Consider the following 25165-nt stretch of genomic DNA (forward strand, 5'->3'; position numbering starts at 1 on the left):
GAGCTGTTTACCCTTAACCAAAGATACAAATAAAAATAACCAAGGGTTCCCGGCCAAATCCTACGCTCCTATCGTCACCCATGCCGGTGTTTTAACGGTCATTTCAAAGCAGCGCCAGCAAACTATCACGATTGGCCTGCATCTGTTTTTTGCTGTGTATTCACCACCATGCCCGCGAAACAGTCACCTTAAACACAGGATATTGTTTTTCTTACCACGGTGATGGACCCTTATATGATGCAGATTATACTTCCCTGGCGTACACGTTAGGCATTGTTGATAGTATCGCACCGTCAGGTGTTTTCCAGAAAGGCACGGTTCATGTCTCTAGTTATGCAGTCAGGTCATCAGACCGCTGCCAGTGCGGCTGAAAAGTCTCGCCATGGGTTCATAATCGCGCTTTTGCTCCTGTCTTTTGTCATGCCGTTCTTTTTCTTTTTCATCGGCCTGAGGTTGAGTGCGTATCGTCTGTATTTTCTGGCCGCTACGATTCCAGTGTTTGTTCAGTGGGCCAAGGGGGCTGCAGGTCCGGTACGATCACCTGACATTCTGGTTCTGCTTGCAGCGATGTGGGCGGCGCTGGCCCTGTTTGCCAATCACGGGATAGGACGCTGGCAATTCGCGGGCATTCTGGTTGTGGAAACAGTCGTGCCATATTTGTTCGCGCGCGTTCTGATCCGGGACTATGCGACATTCCGAACAATGGTGTGGTGGCTTTTTGCCATCGTTCTGGTGCTGGTGCCATTTGCGCTTTACGAAAATGTCACGGGGCAACCGATCCTGCTGGACATATTTGGGGGGGTATTTCAGGTTTATGCGGATGTGAACCAGGAACCGAGACTGGGGTTGGAGCGGGCGCAGGCCTCCATGCCTCATCCGATTTTGCTTGGCGTTTTCTGTTCGCCTGTCTTTGCCCTGTCCTGGTATGTGCTCAGTCCGGAAGGTGCGTTTTTCAAACAAATTCAGCGCCCGATTGTTGTAGGTGTGGCTGTTTTCAGCTCTTTGTCTTCCGGTGCCTTCATGGGGGTCATGCTGCAGGCTTTCCTGATTGCCTGGGACGAAATCCTGAAGAGTGTCAAAAAACGATGGGTGATTTTTGCCATCATATTCGGGATTATATATATCATCCTCGAACTTGCATCGAACCGGAATGCATTTCAGATCATTGCGACCGAGCTTACATTTTCGGCCGGGTCGGCCTGGAACCGAATTCACATCTTCAACCACGCAATCGACGATATTTTCCGTAACCCGATTTTTGGGATTGGCCTGGGTGAGTGGACCCGTCCCAAGTGGATGAAGCCAAGCGTTGACAATTTCTGGCTTCTTATTGCTCTGAGATACGGAATCCCGGCTTTGGTTTTCCTTGGTTTGGCCGTCATCATTGCGAGTTATCAAATTATCCGTGCGCCTTTGACCGGCCTTTACGCGCGGGTTCGGACCGGATTTCTGATCTCGTTCCTGAGCCTCAGCGTCTCTGCATTCACCGTGCATTTGTGGGATGCAACCTACTGCCTGTTCATGTTCCTTCTTGGCGGCGGAATGTGGTTGATTGATGCCCGGGAAACATCAGAAGGTGAGAGCGAACAGGCGCAGGAAACGTCAGCGCGACGGACAATCCGATATACTCGTTTTCCCAAAGAGCCTCTCCCGAAGCCCGCCGAATGACAGAGGCTACTCGTTGGGGTGCTTAACCTGTCACTGTCCAGCGACGCCGAGTCATTCCAATAGCGCGACGCAGACGGCGTAGTGCAGGCATGTGACCCGACAGAATGGCCTGCATTTCGGCCAACGACATGTCGCCCCGCAGCGAGGTGCGGGGGCGCAGGAACGCACCTTGCCACCACTGGCCGCCGTCACTTGACCAAGCTGTCGTGTAGCCTGATGCACGTAAGGCTCGTAATACCCGTGCATCGTAGCGTCCGAATGGAATACCGGCCTCGGTTATAGAGCGGTCGCAGATCTCTTCGAGCTGTGTACGGGACGTTTCCAATTCCTGTCTGAGCGCGGCGTCGTCCAGTGTAGGCCAACTGACATGGTCGATCCCATGGCTGCCGATCTGCATGCCTGCGTCCTGCAGGTTATGCAGATGTGCCTTGTGCAGCGAACCCGACTGCCCAAGGCGCCCGGTCAAAACAAAGAAACGCGCGCGAAGGCCCCGGTTTATCAGCGCAGGCAACGCAATATCATGATCGGACAGGTTGCCATCATCAAAGGTGATTTGAACAGTCGCGGGGTCAGGTCTCGCGGCAATCTGGTCAAGGACGTGTTCGAATTGCTCTTGCGACAGCCAATATGGCGCTTCACCGGGTTCAAGTGTGCGCTTGGGGTCTCCGATGCCGTGAAAGTTGATGCTCGTCAGGCCGGTCATTTTCGCAGCCCTTTCAAACGGGAATGCAGTGTTTCCGCAGTTCGGATGACAGGTGAAATCAGCCCCTTGGGCTGGAATTCATAAGGGCCTGCCGCGCACAAGTCTGTCCCGCCGGTGCGGCGCTTGAACCGTGTAACGGTTGGGTTTGTTTCAGGGTCTATTCCACCCAGATCGTACCATTTCATACCCAGTTCCTTGCAGCGTAGAATGGAATGCCACATCAGGTAATGCCCGGCATTCAACCGCCGTCCAGCCTCAGCCGTGGCGCCGAACAGGTAGACGGCGTTGAGGCCCACCCGTCCGATGGTCATGCCCGCGATGTCAGCACCGTCCTTCCGTGCAAACAGAACCTCGTGGCAAAAGTCGGGTCCGGCGAGGTCGTAGTAGAATTCAGGGGGGATGTCCGGACGAAACCCTTTGACCGTCTGCACGTCCTGATACAGCGTATGAAACCGGCTATGGGCCTTAGCAATCGGCGCAATGTCCAGCTCGATCCCGGCCTTGAGCGCATTTCGCAGCGGATTGCGCCACTTACCATGCAACGCACGCATCAGTGTGTCTTCATCCTGATCGCAGTCCATAACAACGGTTCTGTAAGACGGGGCCCGTTCTGTTGAGGTAAATCCCTGACTGGCCGCCAGTTCGTCGAGGGACGATACCTCATGTTGGGCGATCACTGGAAAGCGCAGGCGTAGAATATGCCCTGTCGTCGTTGCATGCTCACGCAAGGCCGCGAACACGGTCTGAAGGGTTTCGGGCGAAGGGTCTGGATGATCCCGATGCTGAACCAGCGGGCCTGACGCGATCCATGCGATTCCGCGCCCAAGCCCGGGCAGGCGTTTGATGCGCAGGCACGCGGCGGCGATCGGGTCTCCGGATAAGGTTTCCAATTGGACAAATTGCGGTTCTGCCCCGATCCGCCGCGCGGCCGCCTGTGCATAGGTCAGGCTTTGTTCATAGGTCAGATCCCGAAAAGCGGCGCTGCAAGTCGGCCAATCGGATGCAGATAGAATGCGAAGGGACAGGGCCTCAGTGGTCATGACGGGTTTATATCCTTGTCCTGAGCCACGCGGTCCACAAAGACTTATGTCCCAGCGGAAGGATCGACCTCAGACGCGGAGCCAACCGACCAAACCAGAGCCTATAGTAGGCCAGATGCAGCAAACGAGCCCAACCCAGGCACAGCTTGAGACGAAACGCGGCCAAGCCAGATTTCTGGGAGATGATCAGGCGGTGGGTGGGCACCGCTTCCCCGCCATAAATCAGCTTGTAGCCATAGTCGCCGATCCCGGCTTCAACCCGAGTGATACCGCCCTCGATTAGTTTTTCGATCATCTGAATGAGGCCGATTTTGCCCAGACTCAAACGCTCAAGCTCGGGGTCGGTCGATCTGGCGGGCAGGCGCCAGTGGCAGACCCGGCCGGATACCAGGCAGAACTGGGTGGCCAGAGGCGAATTGTGCCCGTGCTGTTCGACAAACCAGGTTTTGCCCGTGGATAGGGTCGTTTTGGCAAGATCACTGTAAAAGGCCACGCTGCCAGCCCAGTCGGTGAAATGACCACCTTTTCCGGCTTCTTGCCATTGCCGGTTGTGAAACCTGACGAAATCCTGGAATTGCGCTGTGCCAGGATGGGTCACTTGTGTTGTCAGCCCATGATCATTCTGCAGGCGTTTCAGATCCCGCCGGTATTGGTTGCGACGCTTCTTGGATAGTTGACTGAGATAGCTGTCAAAACTGTCAGGAAGTTCAAAGACGGTATGTGTGCCCGCTACGGTATCCCGCAACACCAATGCGGGGTGAGAAGAGGTGTCGTGGGCGACCGCCTCTCGTGCAGCGCTCAGAATATGCCCGCGCTCGGACGCCGGGGTAAAGCTGATCAGATCGGCATGTCCTTGACCGAGAAGATCGGATAGAGCCTCGCTCAGACTGGACGTCAGGGCCTGTTCTTCGGCTGCGAGTTGAAAAACCACTGTATTTGGATCTGTAGCGGCCAGTTTTGCAACGCGTGTCCTGACAGGCCCCAGCCAGATCGAATGGATCATGAAGGGGATCAGGGCGACCAAATCCCCGTTGGCGTTACGCACGATCAAACTGCGAAGTGTTCGGCCCTTCCCGAAATGAGACCACCACGTCAGCACCCAGACCGGGTCGGCATAGATATCCGCGTGCACCTGATCGACAAGCGCGGTCCATTCTTTCGCCATCTCCTGCAGAGGTGCCACCCCATCGACCCACCGGAATGACAGCTGGCTTGACGCTTCGGTCACTCGGCCGGCTCCTGTTTAACCAGATGATAACGCAGGGATGCGCGCGCAAGCCGACGCCGAGCGGCAGCTTCGTCATGTCGACCGGTGGCAGACATAAGGAACCGCAATATAGATGACCCGACAAAGATGATCCGGCCACAGAACGCCCCCCAAAGGCCGTAATGCTTCCGCAGATAGATCATTTTGCTCTTTTGCATCTGCACAAACATCCGCGATCGGATTTGGACCGTGCTTTTGCCGCCCCCATCCAGATGCAGGATTTGTGCTGCGGGGGAAAATACGCAAGTCCACCCGGCATCGCGAATGCGGCGACACCAGTCGGCCTCTTCAGAATAGACAAAGAAGGCCTCATCCAGCAGACCGACCGTTTCGAATACGGGGCGGGGCACCAGCATGAACATGCCCGATACCACATCGACGGGGCGTTCGGAATTGCGGTCCCAGTTCCCATATTCGGCATGTCCGAGAAACCGGTTTTGCGGTGACAGGCGATGCAGGCCGAATTCGATCAGTGCAAGGTTGGCCGGCCCAGGATCTGCAAAGCAGGTGCGCTGAATGGTGTGTTCATCCTCTAGCACCTGACAACCGACACACCCCACATTGGGATGCCCGGCCAGCCAGTTGACCATGGTATCAATCGCGCCATCCAGAATGATGGTGTCTGGGTTGAGCAACAACAGGGTGTCTCCCTGCGCGATTTCCAACCCCTGATTGTTGGCTGCCGCAAACCCCCGATTGCTTTCATTGGCGATCAACCGCACCTGAGGGAATTCTGTTCGCACAAGTTCGGCCGAGCCATCGTTTGATGCATTATCGACAACAATGACCTCATGCGGCAGCATTGTTTCGCGAGCGATAGATGCCAGACAATCCCGAAGAATATCTCGGGTGTTCCAGTTTACGATCACGATTGAAACAGCGCAGGCACTGGGCGTGCTGTTTGGTGATGAAATCATGACACTCTATTCTCGTTAACCACTCACATTTCAAATTACTTAGTCATTGTTTCATTCTATGAATACACTGACCACCTTCCTATGAAGGCTACTGTTGTTTTTAAAGCAGTCGTAAAAGTCAAAGCGTATAGACCAGTACATTGAGGTAATAGTTTGACAGCGCCGGACCTTCAAATCCAAGACGACATAGTGGTCGAATGCAGTGAAGCCCTGGATGCGAAGCAACGCGGGGACTGGGATACTTTCCTGAAGGCGGCAAAACACCAGCATCCGCGGCAATCTCTGGTTTTTGCCCGCTCTGAGCAGGCCTCGGGCCGAAAGGTTCTGTATGCCCGCGCCTACAGTGATGGCGCCCTGGTGGCTGTTGGCCTGCTTTCGCTGGAACCACATCCGTTTCTGCCCGGTGCCTGGTCCAAAGCCTATTGCCTGAGCGGTCCGGTATGCGATGACACCCGTCATATGGCTGCGTTTCTGAAGGCGCTTCGCAGACATCCTGAACTGGCCAGTGTTGGTAGTCTGAATGTGACTCCGTTCTGGACAGAAGAGGATGCGGTGACAATGGATGCAGCTCTGGCCCGGGATGGTTGGCGGATCTCCGAAGAGGAGCAATTCCGTGAAACCGGGTGGGTGGATATATCCGGCCCCCGCGATGAGATTATGAAAAACTTCTCCAAAAGCGCCCGGCGCGAAGTCCGTCGCGCTGAACGGCAAGGCGTGTCCTTTCGCATTGTAAAAACAAGCGACGAATTCGACATCTTTCTAAGCAGCATGAACCGCTTGCGCGTGACGCGTGGATTGGAAGAACTGGATGTCGCGACTTATGAGACGACATTCGAAGATGTGCTGTTCCCCGACGATATTGGAACCGTGATCATGGCGTGGCAGGAAGATGTATTCCTGGCCGGTCTGCTGGTTTATCGCAGCAAAGACGTTGTGCATGGGCGTCACTTCACAACCGAGCCTGAACACCTCAAGGCCGCAGGTAACCTGCGCATTGCACCGGCTTTGTGGTTGGAAGCGATGTGTTGGGCGCAGCAAAAAGGATGCAGCGTTCTGGATGTCGAAGGCTATCGCGCTCCGGTTGCGGGCGACAAGAAATTCAACATTCACAAGTACAAATCAGAATTCGGCCCACGCATCATTCGCCGGATTTCCGAGCGCGAGAAAATTGTGAACCGGCATGTGTTCCTGACCGGAAATGCTCGTGACTTGCTGCGTGGACAGTTGAAAAAGGTCAAACGGGCGATCATGGGCTGAAGCTCGGTTGCGGAAATGGTTTGTGGTATTTGCGATGAAGTTGGCGAAGAAAGGTAAAATACAGCTGATACAGGGGGCAGCTCGGCTGGGCCCTCGTATGCTGATCAAACAGACTTGGCTGGCTTTTCTCGACAGTTTCGTTCGCAAGCGTCATCTGGTGTTCAAGCTTGATACAAGAAAAGGCCTCATGTCGCAGCCCTCCCTGAAGGATGGCGGACGTTTGCGCGAAGTTTTGTCAGCGGATGAACTGAAACAACCGGATCTGTCTTGGTTGACCGATCCTCAGGCTGCGCATGACTGGGGTGCTGTGGATTGGCTGATATCGGGCTGGCGGCTCTGGTTGCTGGAAGAAGCGGGTGAGGTGCAAGCCCTCGCCTGGGTGCGCGATGCGACGCACAGCCGTGATTTCTTTGTCCCTCTGGGCAATAAGGATGAGTTGTTTTGGCATGTCTATGTGCTGCCGGGATATCGTGGTCACAACCTGCAGGGACAGCTTTGGCGGATGATCGCAGCGGATCGGGCCTCGGACGGGGTTGAAAGCATTTTCACCAATTGCCGAGACTACAACCTGCCCTCTCGCAGAAATATACTGAAGATGGGCTTTTCTCCTGTGGGGCAGTGTGACGAAAATCGGATCATGCGCCGCCGGGTTTGGCGGAGCTATTGAATTTTACAGGCTGACATGACCACTGAAGCATCCAGAAACACCTTGTATTGCGGCGACCCGCCTATGCGCTTTTCGAACCTTTTCCGGTCGGACGCGGAGGGGGGGTATATGTCTCTGTTCAGGGGGCGTCGGATGTTTCCAAGCTATAACACCCGTGTCGCGATCCGAGCGGCCTGCGATTTGTTGGGGTTACAGCCCGGGGACGAGGTTCTGGCTCCGGCATATAATTGCGGCTCGGAAGTTGACCCGCTGATCCATGCGGGTCTGTCGGTTCGGCTGTTTCCGGTGGCACAGGATCTGATTGCCGATCCCGCACGGATCGAGCCCCTGATCACCCCGCAGACAAAAGTGCTGTACGTCATTCATTACTTCGGCGTCATTCAGCCAGCCCTGGCAGAACTGCGCGAACTGTGCGACCGGCACGGATTACGAATGATTGAGGATTGTGCGTTAAGCCTGCTGAGTGGTGCGATGCCGGCGGAAGGTCGCACCGGCGATGTGTCGGTGTTTTGCTTCTACAAGTTTGTTCCGGTTCTGGGGGGAGGTGCGTTGGTGATCAATGCACCGGATTTGCAAACTGCCAACCCATTTACCCGTCCTGCGCCACGTAAGGTTGTTGCAAAAACACTGGTGCGCACTGGTCTGACTGCAGTGCTTGGTTCAACGCGCGCAAAGGGGATGGTGCAAGCCGTGAAAGGCAAAGCCACGGCTGATACCGAAGCCCCTGAGAGCACTGAATTAGAGGATATTCCGGGACATTACTATTTTGATCCGGTTCTTCTGAGTGCCGGGATGAGTGTTTTTGCTTCCCGTCCTTTGAAGTCATTTTCCGTTTCTCAGGCCGTATCAGCCCGGCGGGCAAACTGGCAGATTTATAGGGATCTGCTTGCAGAGATTCCAGGCATTCGTCTGTTGCTGCCAGAACTTGCGCCTGAAACCTGCCCTCTCAACATGCCGGTGTTGGTGGCTGATCGGGATCGGGTCGTCCAGACGCTGCAGGGTAAGGGGATCGGGGCGACGCCATGGTGGGCCGGGTTCAATCGTAACCTTGACTGGAGTGACCAGAAAGAAGCGATGACGTTGAAGAACGATGCGTTATCCTTGCCTTTGCATCAGTATCTCGGGGCGGATCATCTGGATTATATCACCGCCCAATTACGTGCGGCGCTGTAACGGCAACCTCGTTCAGGCCCGTTCGCGCCGGAGGTGTCCGCGCAGGCGGGAGATCAGCGAAAAGACCAATGTTTCAAATCCTTCGGGGCGCCCTGCCATGATCCACAATAGAATATGGGTCAACGTGTAGGTGGCCATCCCAACGCCCACTTTGATCAGAACGATCACCAGAAGGCGCGGAACATGCGCCCCGGCGTGCAGCAGCATATCCGCAAAAATCACCAGAGCAATCATGATGGCGCAGGACAGGATGCTGCGCCAGGCGACGGTCAGTGGCTCAAACAGGCCGCCTTTGCCGAATCTTTTGGCTATGACCAAGGTAATGATAAGTGCGGTAAAGCTGGACAGGCCCGCTGCCGCCAGTGCGCCGTGAAAGTCAAACTTGGTACCGATCCACATATAAAAGCAAACCAGTGCCAACAGGGTTGCATTCCGAATGAACAGAATGCGTGTTGATCCTTCGACATAGCTGGCGGCCCGGACATTCGCCTGTAATGTTTCCAGCGCCTTGAGCGGTGCCAGGACCCAGATGACCTGGGCTGCGGCGATCCATTTGTAGCCCATGCCGACAAGGATCATGTTTTCTGCAATCAACGCGGTTCCGACGCTGACCGGCAGAACGATGGCCAACAGCATTTCGTTGATGCGCATAAACGCTTCCTGATGCTGACCGGTTGAACGTGAGACATCCGCCAGACCCGGATAAATCACGCGTTGCAGTGGGGCGAAGAGCTGCGTCGTCACAATTGTGGTGATACGGCTTCCGACCCGGAAAATCCCGGCATCTGCAAGGCCCAGAGTCGCACCGATAAAAATCTGGGGCATGTTATTGGCTAGGAACTGAGACAGTTGCGCGCCCATGGACCAGGAAGAAAAAGACAGGCTTTCCCGCCAGCGTGATAACGAAAGCCGGGGTAACATGGGAGCTGTCCCGAATGTCCACAGGTTTCGGGTCGCTATGCCGACAAACATGGCCACAATGATTGCCCAAAAGCTTTGCCACACCCATGACAGATAGATGGCGACGCTGGCATAGGCGACACGGTTGATGGTTTCTTCTGCTGCGGCCAGAGTAAATCTCAGGCCGCGCTCATAAAGCAGAAAACGCGGGCTGCGCAGGGCAATCAGAATCGAAATCGCGGCGATTGCCGGTAAAATCTCCACAAGCTCAGGTATACCCAACAAAGCAACAACGGGCTTTGACAACCAGACCAGTGCCGCGGCCATCAGCCCAAGTAGAATCTGCATGGTGAACACTGTGTTGAGGTGCTCGTGGGTCACATCCTCAAGCCGGATCAACACGATGCTGACCTGACGTTGAAGCATCTCAAGCAACGCAGTTGCGATTATAAAATATGCGATGATGCCAAAGTCTTCGGGTCTGAGAAGACGAGCCGTGATTGCGAGCGTGGCAAACCCCAGAACCTGCCTGAAAAGACCAGACGCCAGCAAGGTCGCAGCGCCCACTGCAAGGGCCGATCTGCGAGTCAGCATGCTTGAACGCAGGCCTACTTTAGGAGAGTGCCTCAATCGCCCCATCTTTCTACATTTAAAACAAAAAACAAATTAACGCCTCAGTGTTTCTAATTTCGCCTTCCCCCAAGGCCGATCTGGGCGTGTCACATGTAACCTTTGTGGCAATCCAGGCTAGTCGTTGGTAATCAGTTTGAAGGTTGTTATTCATCTAGTGACAAGGTCGCATGATTTTAGCTCAGTGTCAGAAAGCGTTGCCACATTTCAAGGAAAATTTGCGATCAACCCCACAATTTGAAATCAATTTGCGCAAGGACATCAGCTATGTGAAGCCTTGTATTCGATTTAGAAACAATTGAATGACGGCATCATTTTAAAGACGGTATGACAGTATGAAGATTGCGATTTTCGGGTTGGGGTATGTGGGATTTACGGCGGCATGTTGCCTGACCCGCGAGGGGCATGAGGTCATTGGCGTTGATGTGAACGCCGACAAGGTTGCGGAAATAAATGTGGGGCAACCGCCCATCAAAGAACCGAAAGTGGCCGAGCTGCTGACCGAGGCCTTGGGCAAGAACCTGATCCGGGCGGTGGTCGAGATGCCCGATCTTTCCGATGTCGACCTGGCCATTGTTTGCGTCGGCACGCCAAGCTCGATCGACGGGTCGCATAACATGAGTTTCGTGGCCGAAGTGACCCGCCAGATCGCCGAGACCGTCTCGTCCGACCGGGCTCGGCCTCTGACGGTGGCTTATCGCTCGACCTTCCGTCCCGGGACCGTCACGCAACTGGTTGAGCCGATTTTTCAAAGCTATCTGGGAGATCGAGCCAGTCAGGTGATCGAGGTCGTCTATAATCCGGAATTCCTGCGCGAGGCGTCTGCGGTGGATGATTTCTTCAATCCGCCCAAGATCGTCGTGGGCACCCGTGACGGAGGCCGGTCGCAGGTGATGGATCAGATGCATGAAGGGCTGGACGCACCGGTGTTTTACACCGAATACGAAGAGGCCGAGATTACCAAATTCGTCGACAACACCTGGCATGCAACCAAGGTGGCTTTTGCCAATGAGGTTGGCCGTATCTGTCACCGGATGGGTGTGTCAGCCAAAACCATGCATGAGATTTTTGTCTCGGATACAAAGCTGAATATCTCGCCCTATTACACGCGTCCGGGGGGGGCGTTCGGGGGCTCGTGCCTGCCCAAAGACGTGCGCGCTTTGCAGCATATTGCCGGTGAGGTGGGCGCGCATACGCATCTGATTGACAGTCTGTTGCGTACAAATGAAGCACATAAAAGCTATCAGGCGCAGCACATCATGGACCGGTTGCCCGACGGGGGCCGGGTGCTGATGGCGGGGCTGGCCTTCAAGGCGGAAACGGACGATCTGCGCGAAAGTCCGAATGTCGATATTGCCCGGCGCTTGCTGCAGGCAGGATATCAGCTGTCCGTCTATGATCCGGCGATCCGGCCTGCCGATCTGCGCGGGCAGAATCTGGGCTACGCTTTCACCCATCTGCCCAATGTCAGCAACCTGCTGGTGGACCGTGCCACGGCTGAGGCCGGGCCGTGGGATCTGGTGATTGGATCGAACCGGATCGTGAATGAGCTGAACCTTGGCGATGCAGAGGTGGTAAGAACCTATGAATATGACTAGCGCCGTTTCTGCCGTTGAGCCGGTCTCGTTTGATGAGCTGCGTCAGAGCCAGCCCCTGAAAGGGTTGAAGGTTCTGATCGTGGTCGAAAACCTGCCCGTGCCCTTTGACCGACGCGTCTGGATGGAGGCGCGCACGCTGGCGGCCGCCGGTGCGCGGGTCTCGGTTATCTGCCCCACGGGCAAGGGCCATGAAGAGCGCGTGTGGGAAGACGAGGGCATCAAGGTCTACCGCCACCCGCTGCCCCTGGATGCCAGCGGTGCGCTGGGGTATCTGCTGGAATATGGCGCGGCGCTGTTCTGGGAAAGCTGGCTGGCGCTGAAGATCAAATTCACCCGCGGCTTTCACGTCATCCATGGCTGCAACCCGCCTGATCTGATCTTTCTGGTGGCGCTGCCCTTCAAGCTGTTCGGTGTGCGGTACCTGTTTGATCACCACGACATCAATCCCGAGCTTTACGAGGCCAAGTTCGACAAGCGCGGCTTCTTCTGGAAGCTGATGAAGACGTTCGAGCGGCTGACCTTCGCCTCGGCCCGGGTGTCGATTGCGACCAACGAAAGCTATCGCAAGATCGCCATCGAACGCGGTGGCATGGCGCCCGAGGATGTGTTTGTCGTCCGCTCGGGCCCGGACCTCAGCCGTTTGCAGCACCTGCCGCCGAACCCGGACTGGCGCAACGGGCGCAAATACATGGTGGGCTATGTCGGTGTCATGGGCGACCAGGAAGGCATCGATCTGCTACTGGAATCCGTGGCGCATCTGGTGCAGGTCCAGGGGCGCGAGGATATCCAGTTCTGCCTTGTCGGCGGCGGCCCCAGCCTGGACAAGCTGAAACAGCAATCCGCCGATATGGGGCTGTCGAATTACGTCACCTTCACCGGTCGCGCGCCTGACCATGATCTGTTCGAGGTTCTGTCGACAGCGGATGTTTGTGTGAACCCGGACCGGGTGAACGAGATGAATGACAAATCCACCATGAACAAGATCCTCGAATACATGGCGTTCGAAAAGCCTATCGTTCAGTTCGATGTGACCGAGGGGCGCTTTTCGGCGCAGGAGGCGTCGTTATACGCCAAGGCCAACGATCCGGTGGACATGGCTGACAAAATCACTGAACTGCTGGCCGATGACGACCGCCGCGCCGCCATGGGCCGTTACGGCCGTGCCCGTGTGGAATCCGAGATGGCCTGGCCGCATCAGGTTCCTGCGCTGATCGCGGCGTATAAACGAATCTGGAAGGGATAACGCCCTAGAACGGCACAAACTGCGGGAGGCGGTTCAGGCTGGGTTCCATGAAGCGTTGCAGTCGGGCATCGGCGTCGGCCTCGGTTTCGCCGGGCAGGATCGGGGTGACGAAACGCACCAGCGCCCCATCGGTGCGGCCCATGGTAAAGCCGTCCTGAATGACGCTGATCTTGGCGTGGAAATCATTCACCATGCGTTTGCCGCGTTGTTCGAACCAGTAATAGACCAGCTGTTTTGACAGCTCTTTCTGGATCACCGCGCGGTTTACGGTGAAACTGCCATACGGGGTGTTGCCGGGATTGATCTCATAAGGTTCGAGGGTGAAGATTTCCCAACCGCCGACGGGCAGGCAGACCTCGGGTGAATGGATGCCATCCCCTTCGGTCTGCTTGTCGTAAAAGGCCACGAACATATTCACGTAATCACCCGACCCGGTGTTGATATACGTGGTGTTGAGATAGTCGCTGGCGCCCAGAACCTGTTCGACCTGCGGATCAAGGCTGGTGGTCGATCCGGACCAGTCTCCAAGCTGACGCGGATACAGCACAAAGGGGTCTCGTTCGATCGGCTGAACCTCTGAGGCGGGGCGCAGGATCCAGGCTGTCGACACCGTAAGCGTCACAAGCGTGGCGACAGCCAGCGCGACCGAGGCGCGGATGCCAAAGATACGCAATGCGACGGGGGCCAGCCCGTCCGTATCCAGATCGATGGTTTCGGCAAAGGGCTTTGGATCGGGAGCCAGCCGTTGCAACCCGATTGCCATGACGAACAGGATGGCCACGCAAAGCAGGAAGATGATCCAGCCCTCGAAGAAATGCATGAACCCTTCGGCCTGTTCGATGCCGTGATGATTGACCAGAACACCGATCACCCCGATACGAACCGAGTTCATCAGAACCGTCAGCGGCGCGGCTGCGACCAGCAAGACCACCTTGTGCCAGATCGGGCCACGATAGAGCAGGGCAAAAAGATACGAGAAGCTGAGGATCGGGAACAGGTAGCGCAGACCGGAACAGGCCTCGGCCACCTGCAGTTTGTAGACGCCCAGATCGATGACATTGCCTTCGATAAAGACGGAAACACCGGCCAGTTGCACGAACCAGACGCCCAGTTCCGATGATATCCATTGCAGGAAGATCGTGAGCTTCCAATAGACGAACTGCGGCAGTGGCAGCATGAAGACCAGGTGGATCACCGGCAGCTGGTGGTATTTTCCTCGCTGCCAGCCAAACACGGTCAGCATGACGCCGCCGGTCCAGATGATCATTGCATAGGTGACGATGTCCGGAATGCGGGTCAGGTTGCCCAGAATGGCGACGGCCAGGGCCACAACGATGACCGCAATGCCGGGCCAACGGTCACGGACAACCGGATTGGGGGGCGGCATGTCCCGCAATTCACGCAGGAACAGATACAGAGAAATGACCGGGATCAACGGCCCATGACTGTATTCCGGAGTACTCCAGGCCGCGCCCAGTGAGACGATCCCGATCCAGAAGATGGGCAACGAGCCAAGCAGCAGCAGGACAAACCAGAACAACCCTGCCGCGTTGATCGCTGGCATGGCCATCCGGGCCGCCTCAAGCGTGGTGCTGCGGCTATTTTTCGAATCGAGATGATGCATCACAGACCATCATGCATAATACGAAGAGCCCTGAAATTGTAACGGTTCCGGCTCCCACGCTTTTGATCCCTAGCCGATACAATCGCAACTGAATGGTGTGATTGTTCAGATATCTGCTTAAGGTTTAAGGGTGAAGCGCCGTCCGAGTGTCAGAAAGACCGAGTTCGAAGAGGCCCTGAAGCCATTCTGGTCGTCCATCTCGTACTGGTATCCGACATTCATTGCCCAGTCTTTCGTGATGGCACGGGTATAGGACGCGTCGAATGTACCGCGCTGACGCTGGTTGGACGGGCCTGATCCCTCATCTTGCTGGCTGATGAAATTGACGCTGAACGTCATGGCAGAGATCGGATTGATGAAATAATCGTAGGTTAAAAACGCTACGGTTTCGCGGGTTTCCACACTTTCTGTGCTGGTGCCGACCCGGCGCTGTATCGTTGCTCCGATCCGGGAACTGGCGAGTTGATAGCTGTAATCAATCTGACCGATCGGTGTGACCTCGTCAAAGGGGCCTCTGGTAAAACCGGCATTGAAGCTGAACAAGCCGCCTGACCGTTGAAAGTCCCGCCCAAAGGTAGCGTTGGTCCGGGTGCCATTCACGCCGAAGGTTTGGTCAAGCAGCACGTTTGCCGTGCCATCCGACAGTCTTTTGTTCCAGGCAAAGTTCCAGACGAAATTCTCGGAAACGTCGTTGAAATTGTTTGCGCGTTGCGTGTCATCTACCCGGGTGTAGCCAATATTTGCATTGACGGTGGTGACGGCAGACACATCATATGTTGCGCCGGTTGATACTGTCGTTGTCTGCCGGTCGGTTTCTACCGTGTCGTCTGCTGTGAAATCCACGTAACCGATACGCACGTTGCCCTGCAGAACCGGAGATATCCTGAACAACACAGTCCCGGCATAATCATCCGTGCTGTTGTCAAATAGCCCCGGATCAATCGTATTCGCGTATCTGCGTTCACGGTGGCTGTAGTTAAACTGGAAACCCAGTGGATCGTTCAAACCAATTTGCCAGTCCAGATTCCCACGTGTGTTGATCTGATCACCCACAGTGCCGACGACATCAGAGGAATCGATGGTGCCATCCAGGTTGATGTCGGTCAGTGACCGGTTGAAGGCCAGATCCCGCTCACGATATTCGGCCAGAAGCTGAAACTGGCTGTTGGCGCTGGATTGTTGATAGGTCAGCTGTGAGAACGGATCAGAAAAGCTGGACTCGGTTCCGATGATCGGCTCGTTGGCGATCCGGTAAAGCCCCGACAGGTCGAATGTCAGAGTGGATCCAGGCGTCTGGTTAATGAGACTCAGAGACAGTGTGTTTTCCCACCAGGTGGTCGAACCAAGAGACGGGTCCGTCAGTCTGAGGTTGTCGTCATGTCTGAGGGATGACAGGTAGTCCAGCGTTATATTCAACCCGGTTCCGGTCCCGGTGCCCTGTTGAGTGGCCGTCGGCAGGCCAACCCTGCGTGCAGGGTTTCGCTGTGCTTGCTGAGAGATGAGTTGCAGGCTGGGCGCACGCTGCGTGGCCGTTGATGGGGCAGCCGTTTGTTGCAGGGTCGTCGAAGCTGCAACCGTTTGCTGTATTGTCGTCTGTTGCGCCGGGGCTTGTTGGCCGACTGCCGGCGTTAGTGAAATGAATAAAGCTGTCCCTCCCCCCAATGTGGTGGACAGCTTATTTTTGGATTTTCCCACCTGTATCAGCCCCTATTCGAACAAACGGCGCGCTGGCACGACAACAACGTCTCCGGTCTTAAGTACTGTGTTTCCTCTGATGCCGCCGCCCGAGCCATTATAGTTGTATGTGAATTTGTTCACGGCACCCGATGTATTATCAGCCCGGCGCAATTCGATGCGCTTGCGGGCGGCGAAGTTGGTCAGGCCACCGGCCTGCGCGAGCATCTGAAGGATGGTTGTTCCTTCGGTCGCAAGATACTTTCCAGGCGCGTTGACCTCACCCATGATGAAGACATCAATTGTTGGCCCGGTCGGAGTAAGGGCCCCAGGAAGTGCCGGAGGTGCGACCCTGGCGATGGATGTAAATACGGTCGGTGGTGTATTGAAATTCGGCCCCAGCGCTGATGCCAGAGATGAGCTCAGCCCATCTGTTGTTTGTCCCGCCGCTCGCAGCGATCCGGCAAGTGGGAAGGTGATGGAGCCATCTGGTAAAACCAAAATTGTCCGGTTCAGGGTGGGGTCTTCCAGCACTTCAATCTGAAGCGCATCACCCGGCTGGATCTGATAGGATTGCGCCCATGCTCCGGTTGCCATGACCATAGTCATGATAAACGCAATCAATGAGCCGATTATTGTCCGCATATTCAAATCTCTCATATTTTTCCCCTTTATGCCGATTCGTGGTCAATGAAACAATCTGCAGCCGATTCAACGGACCAGCGATGCGGCAGAAATGCAGCGCACTCTGCTTGTGGGGTCATTGTCCGGGATTGGCTGCGGCGTTGGCCCGTTCGATTTCTTCTTCCAGCGAAGGCGAAACGTTCAAAGGGACCCCAGTCGCCTGCGCTGTGCGATAGGCGCGCAAGGCATCCTCTCGGCGGTCAACGGCGTCATATGCCTTGCCCAGATGATACAGCACAACGGGATGCTCCGGGAATGCGAGCGCAGCGGCTTCGAGGTATCTTACAGCTTCATCGTAACTGCCCATCCTGTAGGCAATCCAGCCATATGTTTCCTGAAAGATGGGATTACGGGTGCCGCGCAGGCGTCGCGCAAGGGCGCTGGCGCGTTGCAAGCTTTCGTCATCGGTGCGATGGGTCGACAACAGGCTGGCAAGGTTATTGGCCACGATCAGAGATCGGTTGCTGAGGGGGTAAAGCTTTTCATAGACCGCAATTGCCTGATCCACCTCTCCGGCGCGCTCGTGATCCGACGCTTGCAGCATGAGAAGATCGGGGTTGTCAGGCAGTCTGGTCAGGGCGTCGGTCAGGATGCCTTTAGCCAACTCGGGTTCGTTTCGTGCGGTAACGAGAGCATGGAGGGATAACCAACCCCGTGCAGTATCCGGGTAATCAGCCAGGATTTCGCGATAGAGCTGTTCGGCTTCGCCGCGTTTGCCTTCATCCGTCAGGGCGCGGGCCTTGACCAATCGTATCGGCAGGGAATTGGGATCATCCGTAAGCAAGCTATCCAGGCGGGCAAATGCGGCGGGGGCCTGCCCCTGTGCCAGCAACGAGCGAATGAGCGCGATATCGGCAGGCAGACCGAATTCTGGATCGTTCGCCAGTTCGTTCAGAAAGGCCGTCAGTTCTTCGGTGCGTTCCTGGGCCGCAAGCATGTGGGCCTTCAGCTCATTTGCAAGACGGCGCGCCTCGGGGGTATCCAAATCCGTTATAGAGCGTTGGACAACTTCCAGCCGCCCCCAATCTTTCAAACCCAGATAAACTTCGCCCAAAAGAAACAGAAGTTCCGGTTCGTCCGGTGTCTGGTGAAGGGATGCAATCAGAACGCGTTCGGCGATTTCCGGGTCATTCTCCTCTATCAGGAACCGGGCGTAGCGCAGCGTTTCCTCTGGTGCATTTCGCGATACTTCCGTGGCCAGAGCCAGCATTTCCCCCATCAACTCCCGGTCCCCATTTTGTTGATGAGCCTGGGCCATCAGGGTCATGAGCTGCGGGTCGCGGGGGTTTTGCCTAAGCGCTTCGCGCAAATGCAAGATGGCATCGCCGGTATTGTCTTCTTCCAGCAGCCAGGACGCTTTGAATTTGAGCGCTTCGACCTGGGTGGGATCTTCGGCCAGCACCTTTTCGATCAGTGCGCGTGCTTCACCCACTCTATCCGTTTGAAACAGCACGCGCGCGAATTCCACCTCGCTTTCGCGGGTCTGCGTGGTGCGTTGCGCACCTTCAAGCAATTCCTGCATCTCGGCGATTGCAGCCTGTTCGTCGCCAGACCGGAATTTCAAAGAGGCGCGTATTGTTTTGAAACGGGAGGTATTGGGTCCGTTTTGCGCGATGATCGTATCCAATTCCGAGATCGCGAACGGAAGACCTCGGCTTTCGTTCAAAAACGCAATCAACCGCTGGGTTGGCATAAAATCTTCAGCCAGGGGGTCCACCTCGGCGCGCAACATTTGTTCCGCAGCGTCCAGATCGTTCTGATCGATATAATGCTGGATCAATAACTGCTCGATGCCTTCATCGTCAGGAAAAACCACCGCCATTTGCCGGAGCAGCGTTTCGACTTCGGCAGCTCTGTCCAGTTCCTGCAAGGCGCGCAGGCGGAGCCCGTAAAGGGTTTCTTCCTTCGGGTCGACTGCAATGGCCGCTCCGGTTTCGTCCAACACGCCAGCCCAGTCCTGATCGCGGACCAGATGGTCAATCACAATCTGCCGTGCGGTCATGACCTCGGGATTGCTGGCAATCATCGTGCGGGCGGTATGAACGGTAAAGTCCACGCCAGCAGCGTCGCCATCCCGAACCGCATCAGTATAGGCCAGTGTATTGTTGATGGACTGGATTTCGATATCGTCTGGGGCCAATGCGGCCGCTGCGGCGCCGTAACGCCTGACATCGTCCCAGTTGCCAACTGCCAGAGCCATTTCAGCAAGGCTGCGCTGCCCTTCAAGACTGTCCGGATACTGCTCGACCAGCCTGAGATACTGGCTATAGGCACCACGGATATTGCCGCGTTCACGTTCCAGCCGGGCAAAGGTCAGGCGGGCCTCTTTGTGTTGCCCGTTCAGTTTGAAGACATTTCTGAACTCGACCAGTGCACGTTCGACATCGCCAGCTTCCAGATGCGCCAGACCGGCCTGGAAATGCGCCTCTGCTCTCTCTTCGGCCGAGTCGCAGGCGCTAAGCAGCAGGGTTGCGGTTAAAAAGCCCGCAGCCAACCATTTGCTGATGGGGTTTCTGGTTCTGCTCAATGCTGCACTCCCGCACAAATTTCCAACTCACGTGCGGCCTAACGGTTTCACTCGGCCGCGTGCTCCGGGTTTAACACCCGGTGCCACGCAGAACGACGGAGACTGTCCGGATCAGGGTGGAAATATCTGTGCTGAGGGACATGCTCTTCCAGTATTCCGTGTCGTGATATGCCCGCTCGGCAAAGGAGGACTGATTGCGCTTGGAAACCTGCCACAGTCCCGAAATTCCCGGACGCATCGCCGTATAGAACTTGCCAGGATACAAATCCTGCTGGTTCAGCATCATGGGGCGCGGGCCGACCAGGGACATTTCACCCACAAGGACGTTCCAGAATTGCGGCAGTTCATCCATCGAGGATTTGCGCAGGAATGTGCCGAACTTGATAATGCGCGGGTCGTTGCGCAGCTTTTGATTGCGGTTCCATTCGTCCCGGGCTTCGGGGTTTGCAGCCAGGTGGTCCTTCAGCACGGATTCGGCATTATGCACCATGGTGCGCAGCTTGAGCAGCTTGAAGGCTTTCCCGTTCTTGCCGACCCGGTCCTGACGATAAAACGGTGTCACCCCCTGACAGGCCAGAAAGATGGCCAGAAGGGCAATCGCCGGAACGACAAACGGCGTCACAAGCAGTGTGAACGCGATATCAAAGACGCGCTTCCCGACACCTCTGTAGAACCCCGGATACTGCACTGAGGTCGGCCTAACAGAGATGCTAGAGTAGCCAGCGCTGGCTACTTCTTTGGAATGACTTGTCACTATTTAAACCCCCAACACACACGGATACTCAACAACCACTACCTACCAAACTTAGGAACTCACTGCGTTCAACCTCAACTTTTATACAAAAAACTCTATATTTTTATGTCATTTGCAAATCGACTGACGCTTGCGCGGACAGTAGACCCCTGCCCGCAATTGTTAACAAATTCTGAACCGCTTGCAAAACATTATTCCTGATGCACCCGTGGTGAGATCCCGAAAAACATAGCTGTTATATGGCTGTTGTGCCCCATGAACCTCTTCAAATTCCTGGATGCCCGTGGCTGTATTTGAGACAATAAGTCGTGTTTTGCGCCTTTGATCTCAAAAAGCGGTGGGTTTTGAGAGTTCAGCGGTTTCCGGCGATGCTTGCCTCAGGTTGCGTCTGCTGCATTCTTGGGCATTTCTTGTGCAACCTGATGGGGAAACAATTGTCAAAAATCCCCTCTATTAGGTGGCGCAAAAGGTCAATTCATCGCATGTAGTACGCGCAATCTTGATTTTATGGCACAGTACGACCCAAGTATATTTGGTTCATGTGATATAAGTGCATTGGGTTTCGATCTATGCGCATTGTGTAGGGAATTTCTGGTGGTTCAGAGTTTAGGTTTAGGTAATCTCCGGAGGGCCAGCATTAGGTTTGACAAAGCGGAAGGCTACCGGGGAGCGATGGCGTCAAGCGACGGGTTCTACTTGGATTTCTTCGGGCTTGACCGGCGGCCGTTCACGTTGTTGCCGGATCCAGGGTTTATGTACTGGTCGCCGCTCCACAAACGCGGCTATTCGGTCTTGCAATTCGGCATCATGAGCTGCGCGCCGATCACTTTGCTGACCGGAGAGATCGGAGCCGGAAAAACGACGCTGATCCAGCATCTTCTCAGCGACATGGAGCACTCGATCACGGTTGGATTGGTCTCAAATGCTCAAGGCGGCGGAGGAGATTTGCTGCAATGGGTGCTGCATGCATTGGGCCTGCCAATCGAAAAAGACGCAAGCTATGTGCAGATTTTCCGTGCGCTGCAGGATTTTCTTGTTGCGGAATATGCCGAAGGGCGGCGGGTGGTTCTGATTTTCGATGAGGCGCAGAACCTGACCGTCGAAGGGTTGGAGGAAATCCGCATGCTGACCAATATCAACTCAAACACTGACGAGTTGATCCAGCTTGTTCTGGTCGGTCAGCCCGAGTTACGCGACATGGTTCTGGACCCCAAGATGTGCCAGTTGACCCAACGCGTGGCCGCCAGTTTTCATCTCGAACGCATGGATAAGGAGTCTGTCGAAGCCTATATCAGGCATAGGATGAAAACGGCTGGCGGGTCAGGCGGAGAGTTTACGGAAGAGGCTTGCAAGCAGATATTTGAGCAAACGCAGGGCGTTCCGCGTTTGGTGAACCAGTTCTGTGATTTCGCTCTGCTTTATGCCTGGACGAATGAGACGCACAAAGTGGATGAAGACGTGGTCAACCAGGTCGTGAAGGACGGTGTGTTCTTTGGCGGAAACTCACTCAAAAAGGAGCTGACAGTCTGAGATGGGCCCGGTTCGTTACTATTTCTCCATTTTCCTGAGGCGGTTTCCGTATTTCCTAATTGTGGCGACGATTGTATCGGCAATTTCGGTCACTGTGGCGATGACATTGCCGCCGACCTATGTGTCGCATATCCGGCTTATTGTGGAATCGCCGCAGATTCCCGGAAATCTGGCGGCCAGTACGGTGACGACGTCCCCGTTCGAGCAACTTCAGATCATTGAGCAACGCCTGCTGACACGCCCGGTCCTTCTTGATATTTCGCGCAAGTTCGAAGTGTTGCCGAAGCAGGATGAAGCTACACCGGATCAGATTCTCCATGAACTGCGCTCGAAAACTCGGGTTCGTATCTCGTCGGGCCGCAATCAGGCAAATCTGATGTCCATTTCGTTCGAAGGTAGAAGTGGGCCGATTGTGGCCGGTGTGCTGAATGAATACCTGACGGAAATTCAAAAGCTTGACGTTGATTATCGCAAAGAACGGGCATCGGATACGCTGGCGTTTTTTGAGCAGGAAGTCGAACGCCTTGGGGCCGAGCTTGATAAGGCGAACGCAAGGGTTCTTGAGTTTCAGAACGAGAACGCCGGAGCACTGCCTGCCAGCCTGCAGTTTCGAATGGGGCGCCAGGGAACGCTGCAAGCCAGTCTTCAGCAGACAGACCAGCAGATTTTCACGCTGCAGAATCAGCGTGAGAAACTGTTGGAAATCTATAATACTACCGGTCAGATCACGACTGCGCCTCAACAACCACAGACACAGGCACAGCAACAGCTGACCCAATTGCGCAACCAGCTTGATAATCAGTTGGGGGTCTATTCCGAAAGCAGCCCACAGATCAGGTTACTGCGTGCCAAGATCAAACGTCTGGAAGAAGTGGTTGCAGCTGAACAGACGGCAAGCGCGGCCTCGAGTTCCACGCAAACGGGCAATTCGTCACTGGACCTTCAACTGGCTCAACTGGATTCACAGATTTCTGCCCTGGAAGACCAGCGTGCCACCACCGAGGAAAGCCTTCAAAAGGTAACCCGGTCAATTGAACAGACCCCGGCAAACTCGATTACATTATCTGAATTGCAGCGCGACCAGGGCAATATTCAGGGTCAATACAACACAGCTGTCTCTCGTTTGGCTTCGGCATCGACCGGCGAACGCATCGAGGTTACATCCCAGGGCCAGCGCGTGTCGGTGATCGAACATCCCGCAGTCCCGAGCTCTCCTACCAAGCCCAACCGTCTACTCATCGCGGGCGGTGGCATAGGGGCCGGTATAGGGTTGGGTCTGGCTCTTGTCTTTTTGCTGGAACTGCTGAACCGGGCTCCGCGCAGGCCTGAGGATCTGATCAAGAAACTGGATGTCTGGCCCATCGCTACGCTTCCCTATGTAAGATCCAGGGGTGAAGTGATGAAGCAACGCCTTACATGGGCGGCGGTTATTCTGGTGATTATGATCGGAGTACCTGCATCTGTCTGGGCCGTTCACACTTATTATTTGCCTCTGGATCTGCTCACCGAGAGAATGATCGACAAGCTTGGGGTTTTTTAGTGAATTTCGTTTTTATTGAAGTAAGGAAGGTGTAATGGACCGTCTTCAGCAGGCGATTCAGAAGGCGCGCAAAGAACGCGACAGCCGCCAGCATGTTCAACCACTGCCGCTGACTGAAGAACAGCGACATGTTCCTGAAGACAGCGTCAATGAAGATGTCTGGCAAGCTGTGCCAGAGATTAAGATCGAACCGCGCCTCATCTCCCGTAAGCGCCTGATGTCTTTTCGTGGCGGTGCAGATGCGACTCCCTATGACATGCTACGCACCAAGATGCTGCAGCAAACCCTGACCAACGGTTGGCGCCGGGTGGCACTGACGTCTCCTTACAGCGGATGCGGTAAAAGCACGTCAGCAGCCAATCTGGCCTTCAGCCTGGGACGGCAGGAAGATTTGCGCACGATCGTGATCGATTTCGACCTGCGGCGCAGAGGACTGGCCGAAATCCTGAAGCAAACCGGCGATTACAATATGGCCGATGTCATTCAGGGCCATGTGCCGTTTCACGAACACGCTTTGCGCCATGGCAACAACGTGATTTTCGGGTTGAATTTCGCTTCGACACGCAATCCCGCTGAGATCCTGCAAAGCCGCCGAACCATCGAGTTTCTGGAATGGCTCGAGGCGGAATACAAACCCGATATCATTCTGTTTGATACACCCCCGCTGATGGCCAGTGATGACAGTCACGGGTTCCTCAGGAATGTCGATTGTGCCCTGCTTCTGGCTGCAGCTGAGGAGACCAGTATCGATCATATCGACATCGCCGAGCGACAGTTGGCGGAACTCACGAATGTCATGGGGATCGTTTTGAACAAGTGCCGGTATATCAGCGGGGCCTTTGGAAATGAGTACGGCTCCTACTGAAACGGTACCGGTCGATGCGGTTATCATCCCTCACTACAACGACCTGCCAAGGTTGGAGAGGTGCCTTCATGCGCTTCGAGAGAACGATCTGAAAGACACTGAGGTTGTTGTTGTCGATAACAACTCACCCGTTTCACTGGACGGCATTCGGCAGACCTTCCCGGAAATCCGCTTCCTGATAGAGCCGCAAAAAGGCGCGGCTCATGCACGTAACCGTGGGGTTGCAGAAACTACGGCTCCGAGATTGTTTTTCATTGATGCGGATTGCGTTCCCGCGCCGGATTGGCTGGCGGTTGGGCGTCAGATTGCGGATCAGGGGGATTTGATTGGCGGTCGGGTCGATGTCTTTGATGAAACCCCGTCACCACGCAGCGGGGCTGAAGCGTTCGAGGCTGTCTTTGCCTTTAATTTCCGGCGTTATATTGAAGTCCAGGGATGTTCTGGCGCAGGCAACCTGCTGACCAGGCGGGACGTGTTCGACAAGATCGGCGGGTTCATCAATGGTGTTTCCGAAGATCGGGAGTGGACCATGCGCGCTGTTGCCCGTGGCTATAGCCTGGTCTACCGGGACGAGTTGTGTGTAAGCCATCCGTCCCGACAGGACTGGTCGGCGCTCAAAGCCAAGTGGCGGCGGACAACGCAAGAGGGGTATCAACTGAACGGAACCGATGCCCCGGCGCGTTTGCGATGGGCAATCCGCGCGCTTGCAATGCCGGCAAGCGCGGTTGTGCATGCCCCGAAAGTTGTCGCCAGTAGCAAATTGACCTCAACTGGTGAAATCTTGCGCGCCATTTCAACCTTGTTCCGGCTCAGGTGCCAGCGGATGGTCTGGATGTTGCGTCAGGCATCAGGCCGCAATATCTGATCACATCAAAAGAAAAGGGACCGCATAGCGGCCCCTTGT

General features: G+C 55.4%; 20 protein-coding genes. 10 read left to right on the plus strand and 10 right to left on the minus strand.

Annotated features, from left to right (window positions below; translation table 11 throughout):
* Positions 1–321 precede the first annotated feature (321 nt).
* Positions 322–1668, plus strand: a complete 1347-nt coding sequence (locus ACR0K4_RS18975) for a hypothetical protein (RefSeq protein WP_480855234.1) — start codon at positions 322–324, stop codon at positions 1666–1668.
* Positions 1669–1690: 22 nt separating this feature from the next.
* Here the strand turns inward: ACR0K4_RS18975 and ACR0K4_RS18980 are convergent, their stop codons facing one another.
* From ACR0K4_RS18980 to ACR0K4_RS18995, 4 genes are read right to left on the minus strand one after another with little or no spacing between them, the layout of a single operon-like run.
* The gene (locus tag ACR0K4_RS18980; protein ID WP_480855235.1) at positions 1691–2371 is read right to left on the minus strand and encodes a polysaccharide deacetylase family protein; all 681 of its coding nucleotides are present in this window, start codon (positions 2369–2371) and stop codon (positions 1691–1693) included.
* Complete coding sequence (locus ACR0K4_RS18985) at positions 2368–3411, minus strand: lipid II:glycine glycyltransferase FemX (protein ID WP_480855236.1); 1044 nt, start codon at positions 3409–3411, stop codon at positions 2368–2370. Before ACR0K4_RS18985 ends, ACR0K4_RS18980 begins: the two co-directional genes overlap by 4 nt.
* Before the next feature lie 7 nt (positions 3412–3418).
* On the minus strand, positions 3419–4639 hold the full coding sequence (locus ACR0K4_RS18990; protein ID WP_480855237.1) for a GNAT family N-acetyltransferase: 1221 nt from the start codon (positions 4637–4639) through the stop codon (positions 3419–3421).
* Positions 4636–5595 (minus strand): glycosyltransferase family 2 protein, encoded by a 960-nt coding sequence (locus ACR0K4_RS18995; protein ID WP_480855238.1) that lies wholly within the window; start codon positions 5593–5595, stop codon positions 4636–4638. Before ACR0K4_RS18995 ends, ACR0K4_RS18990 begins: the two co-directional genes overlap by 4 nt.
* A gap of 153 nt (positions 5596–5748) precedes the next feature.
* Between ACR0K4_RS18995 and ACR0K4_RS19000 the strand changes: the two genes are divergently transcribed.
* The 3 genes from ACR0K4_RS19000 to ACR0K4_RS19010 all read left to right on the plus strand — a co-directional run bounded on the left by ACR0K4_RS19000 (position 5749) and on the right by ACR0K4_RS19010 (position 8692).
* Positions 5749–6852, plus strand: a complete 1104-nt coding sequence (locus ACR0K4_RS19000; protein WP_480855239.1) for a lipid II:glycine glycyltransferase FemX — start codon at positions 5749–5751, stop codon at positions 6850–6852.
* A gap of 187 nt (positions 6853–7039) precedes the next feature.
* Positions 7040–7519, plus strand: coding sequence for an N-acetyltransferase family protein (locus ACR0K4_RS19005; RefSeq protein ID WP_480855240.1), 480 nt, complete (start codon positions 7040–7042; stop codon positions 7517–7519).
* 108 nt (positions 7520–7627) lie between these two features.
* Positions 7628–8692: a DegT/DnrJ/EryC1/StrS family aminotransferase gene (locus ACR0K4_RS19010; protein ID WP_480855241.1), complete on the plus strand. Its 1065-nt coding sequence runs from the start codon at positions 7628–7630 to the stop codon at positions 8690–8692.
* Positions 8693–8704: 12 nt separating this feature from the next.
* Here the strand turns inward: ACR0K4_RS19010 and ACR0K4_RS19015 are convergent, their stop codons facing one another.
* A complete protein-coding gene (locus ACR0K4_RS19015; RefSeq protein ID WP_480855243.1) occupies positions 8705–10186 on the minus strand; it encodes an oligosaccharide flippase family protein in 1482 nt (493 codons plus the stop codon).
* A gap of 371 nt (positions 10187–10557) precedes the next feature.
* Here ACR0K4_RS19015 and ACR0K4_RS19020 point away from each other — a divergent pair, with 371 nt between their 5' ends.
* Positions 10558–11820, plus strand: coding sequence for a nucleotide sugar dehydrogenase (locus ACR0K4_RS19020; RefSeq protein ID WP_480855244.1), 1263 nt, complete (start codon positions 10558–10560; stop codon positions 11818–11820).
* On the plus strand, positions 11807–13063 hold the full coding sequence (locus ACR0K4_RS19025; RefSeq protein ID WP_480855245.1) for a glycosyltransferase family 4 protein: 1257 nt from the start codon (positions 11807–11809) through the stop codon (positions 13061–13063). The genes ACR0K4_RS19020 and ACR0K4_RS19025 overlap by 14 nt, the downstream gene beginning before the upstream one ends.
* 4 nt (positions 13064–13067) lie before the next feature.
* On the opposite strand, the gene xrtD is transcribed toward ACR0K4_RS19025, so the two are convergent.
* The 5 genes from xrtD to ACR0K4_RS19050 form a co-directional block, all read right to left on the minus strand.
* Positions 13068–14687: a VPLPA-CTERM-specific exosortase XrtD gene (gene xrtD / locus ACR0K4_RS19030; RefSeq protein ID WP_480855246.1), complete on the minus strand. Its 1620-nt coding sequence runs from the start codon at positions 14685–14687 to the stop codon at positions 13068–13070.
* A 117-nt stretch (positions 14688–14804) separates the two neighbouring features.
* Positions 14805–16103 (minus strand): hypothetical protein, encoded by a 1299-nt coding sequence (locus tag ACR0K4_RS19035; RefSeq protein ID WP_480855248.1) that lies wholly within the window; start codon positions 16101–16103, stop codon positions 14805–14807.
* Between the two features lie 291 nt (positions 16104–16394).
* Complete coding sequence (locus tag ACR0K4_RS19040; protein ID WP_480855249.1) at positions 16395–17021, minus strand: polysaccharide biosynthesis/export family protein; 627 nt, start codon at positions 17019–17021, stop codon at positions 16395–16397.
* A gap of 100 nt (positions 17022–17121) precedes the next feature.
* Entirely contained in the window at positions 17122–19572 is a 2451-nt protein-coding gene (locus tag ACR0K4_RS19045; RefSeq protein ID WP_480855250.1) for a tetratricopeptide repeat protein, read from the minus strand.
* Between the two features lie 70 nt (positions 19573–19642).
* Positions 19643–20260: a sugar transferase gene (locus tag ACR0K4_RS19050; RefSeq protein ID WP_480855251.1), complete on the minus strand. Its 618-nt coding sequence runs from the start codon at positions 20258–20260 to the stop codon at positions 19643–19645.
* A gap of 819 nt (positions 20261–21079) precedes the next feature.
* Here ACR0K4_RS19050 and ACR0K4_RS19055 point away from each other — a divergent pair.
* The 4 genes from ACR0K4_RS19055 to ACR0K4_RS19070 are packed head-to-tail and all read left to right on the plus strand — an operon-like array spanning position 21080 to position 25126.
* Complete coding sequence (locus tag ACR0K4_RS19055) at positions 21080–21856, plus strand: ExeA family protein (protein WP_480855252.1); 777 nt, start codon at positions 21080–21082, stop codon at positions 21854–21856.
* A 1-nt stretch (position 21857) separates the two neighbouring features.
* Positions 21858–23396 (plus strand): GumC family protein, encoded by a 1539-nt coding sequence (locus ACR0K4_RS19060; protein WP_480855253.1) that lies wholly within the window; start codon positions 21858–21860, stop codon positions 23394–23396.
* 34 nt (positions 23397–23430) lie between these two features.
* The gene (locus tag ACR0K4_RS19065) at positions 23431–24261 is read left to right on the plus strand and encodes a CpsD/CapB family tyrosine-protein kinase (RefSeq protein ID WP_480855254.1); all 831 of its coding nucleotides are present in this window, start codon (positions 23431–23433) and stop codon (positions 24259–24261) included.
* Entirely contained in the window at positions 24242–25126 is an 885-nt protein-coding gene (locus ACR0K4_RS19070; protein WP_480855255.1) for a glycosyltransferase family 2 protein, read from the plus strand. The genes ACR0K4_RS19065 and ACR0K4_RS19070 overlap by 20 nt, the downstream gene beginning before the upstream one ends.
* Positions 25127–25165 lie beyond the last annotated feature (39 nt).

Source organism: Ruegeria sp. K11 (assembly GCF_056531905.1).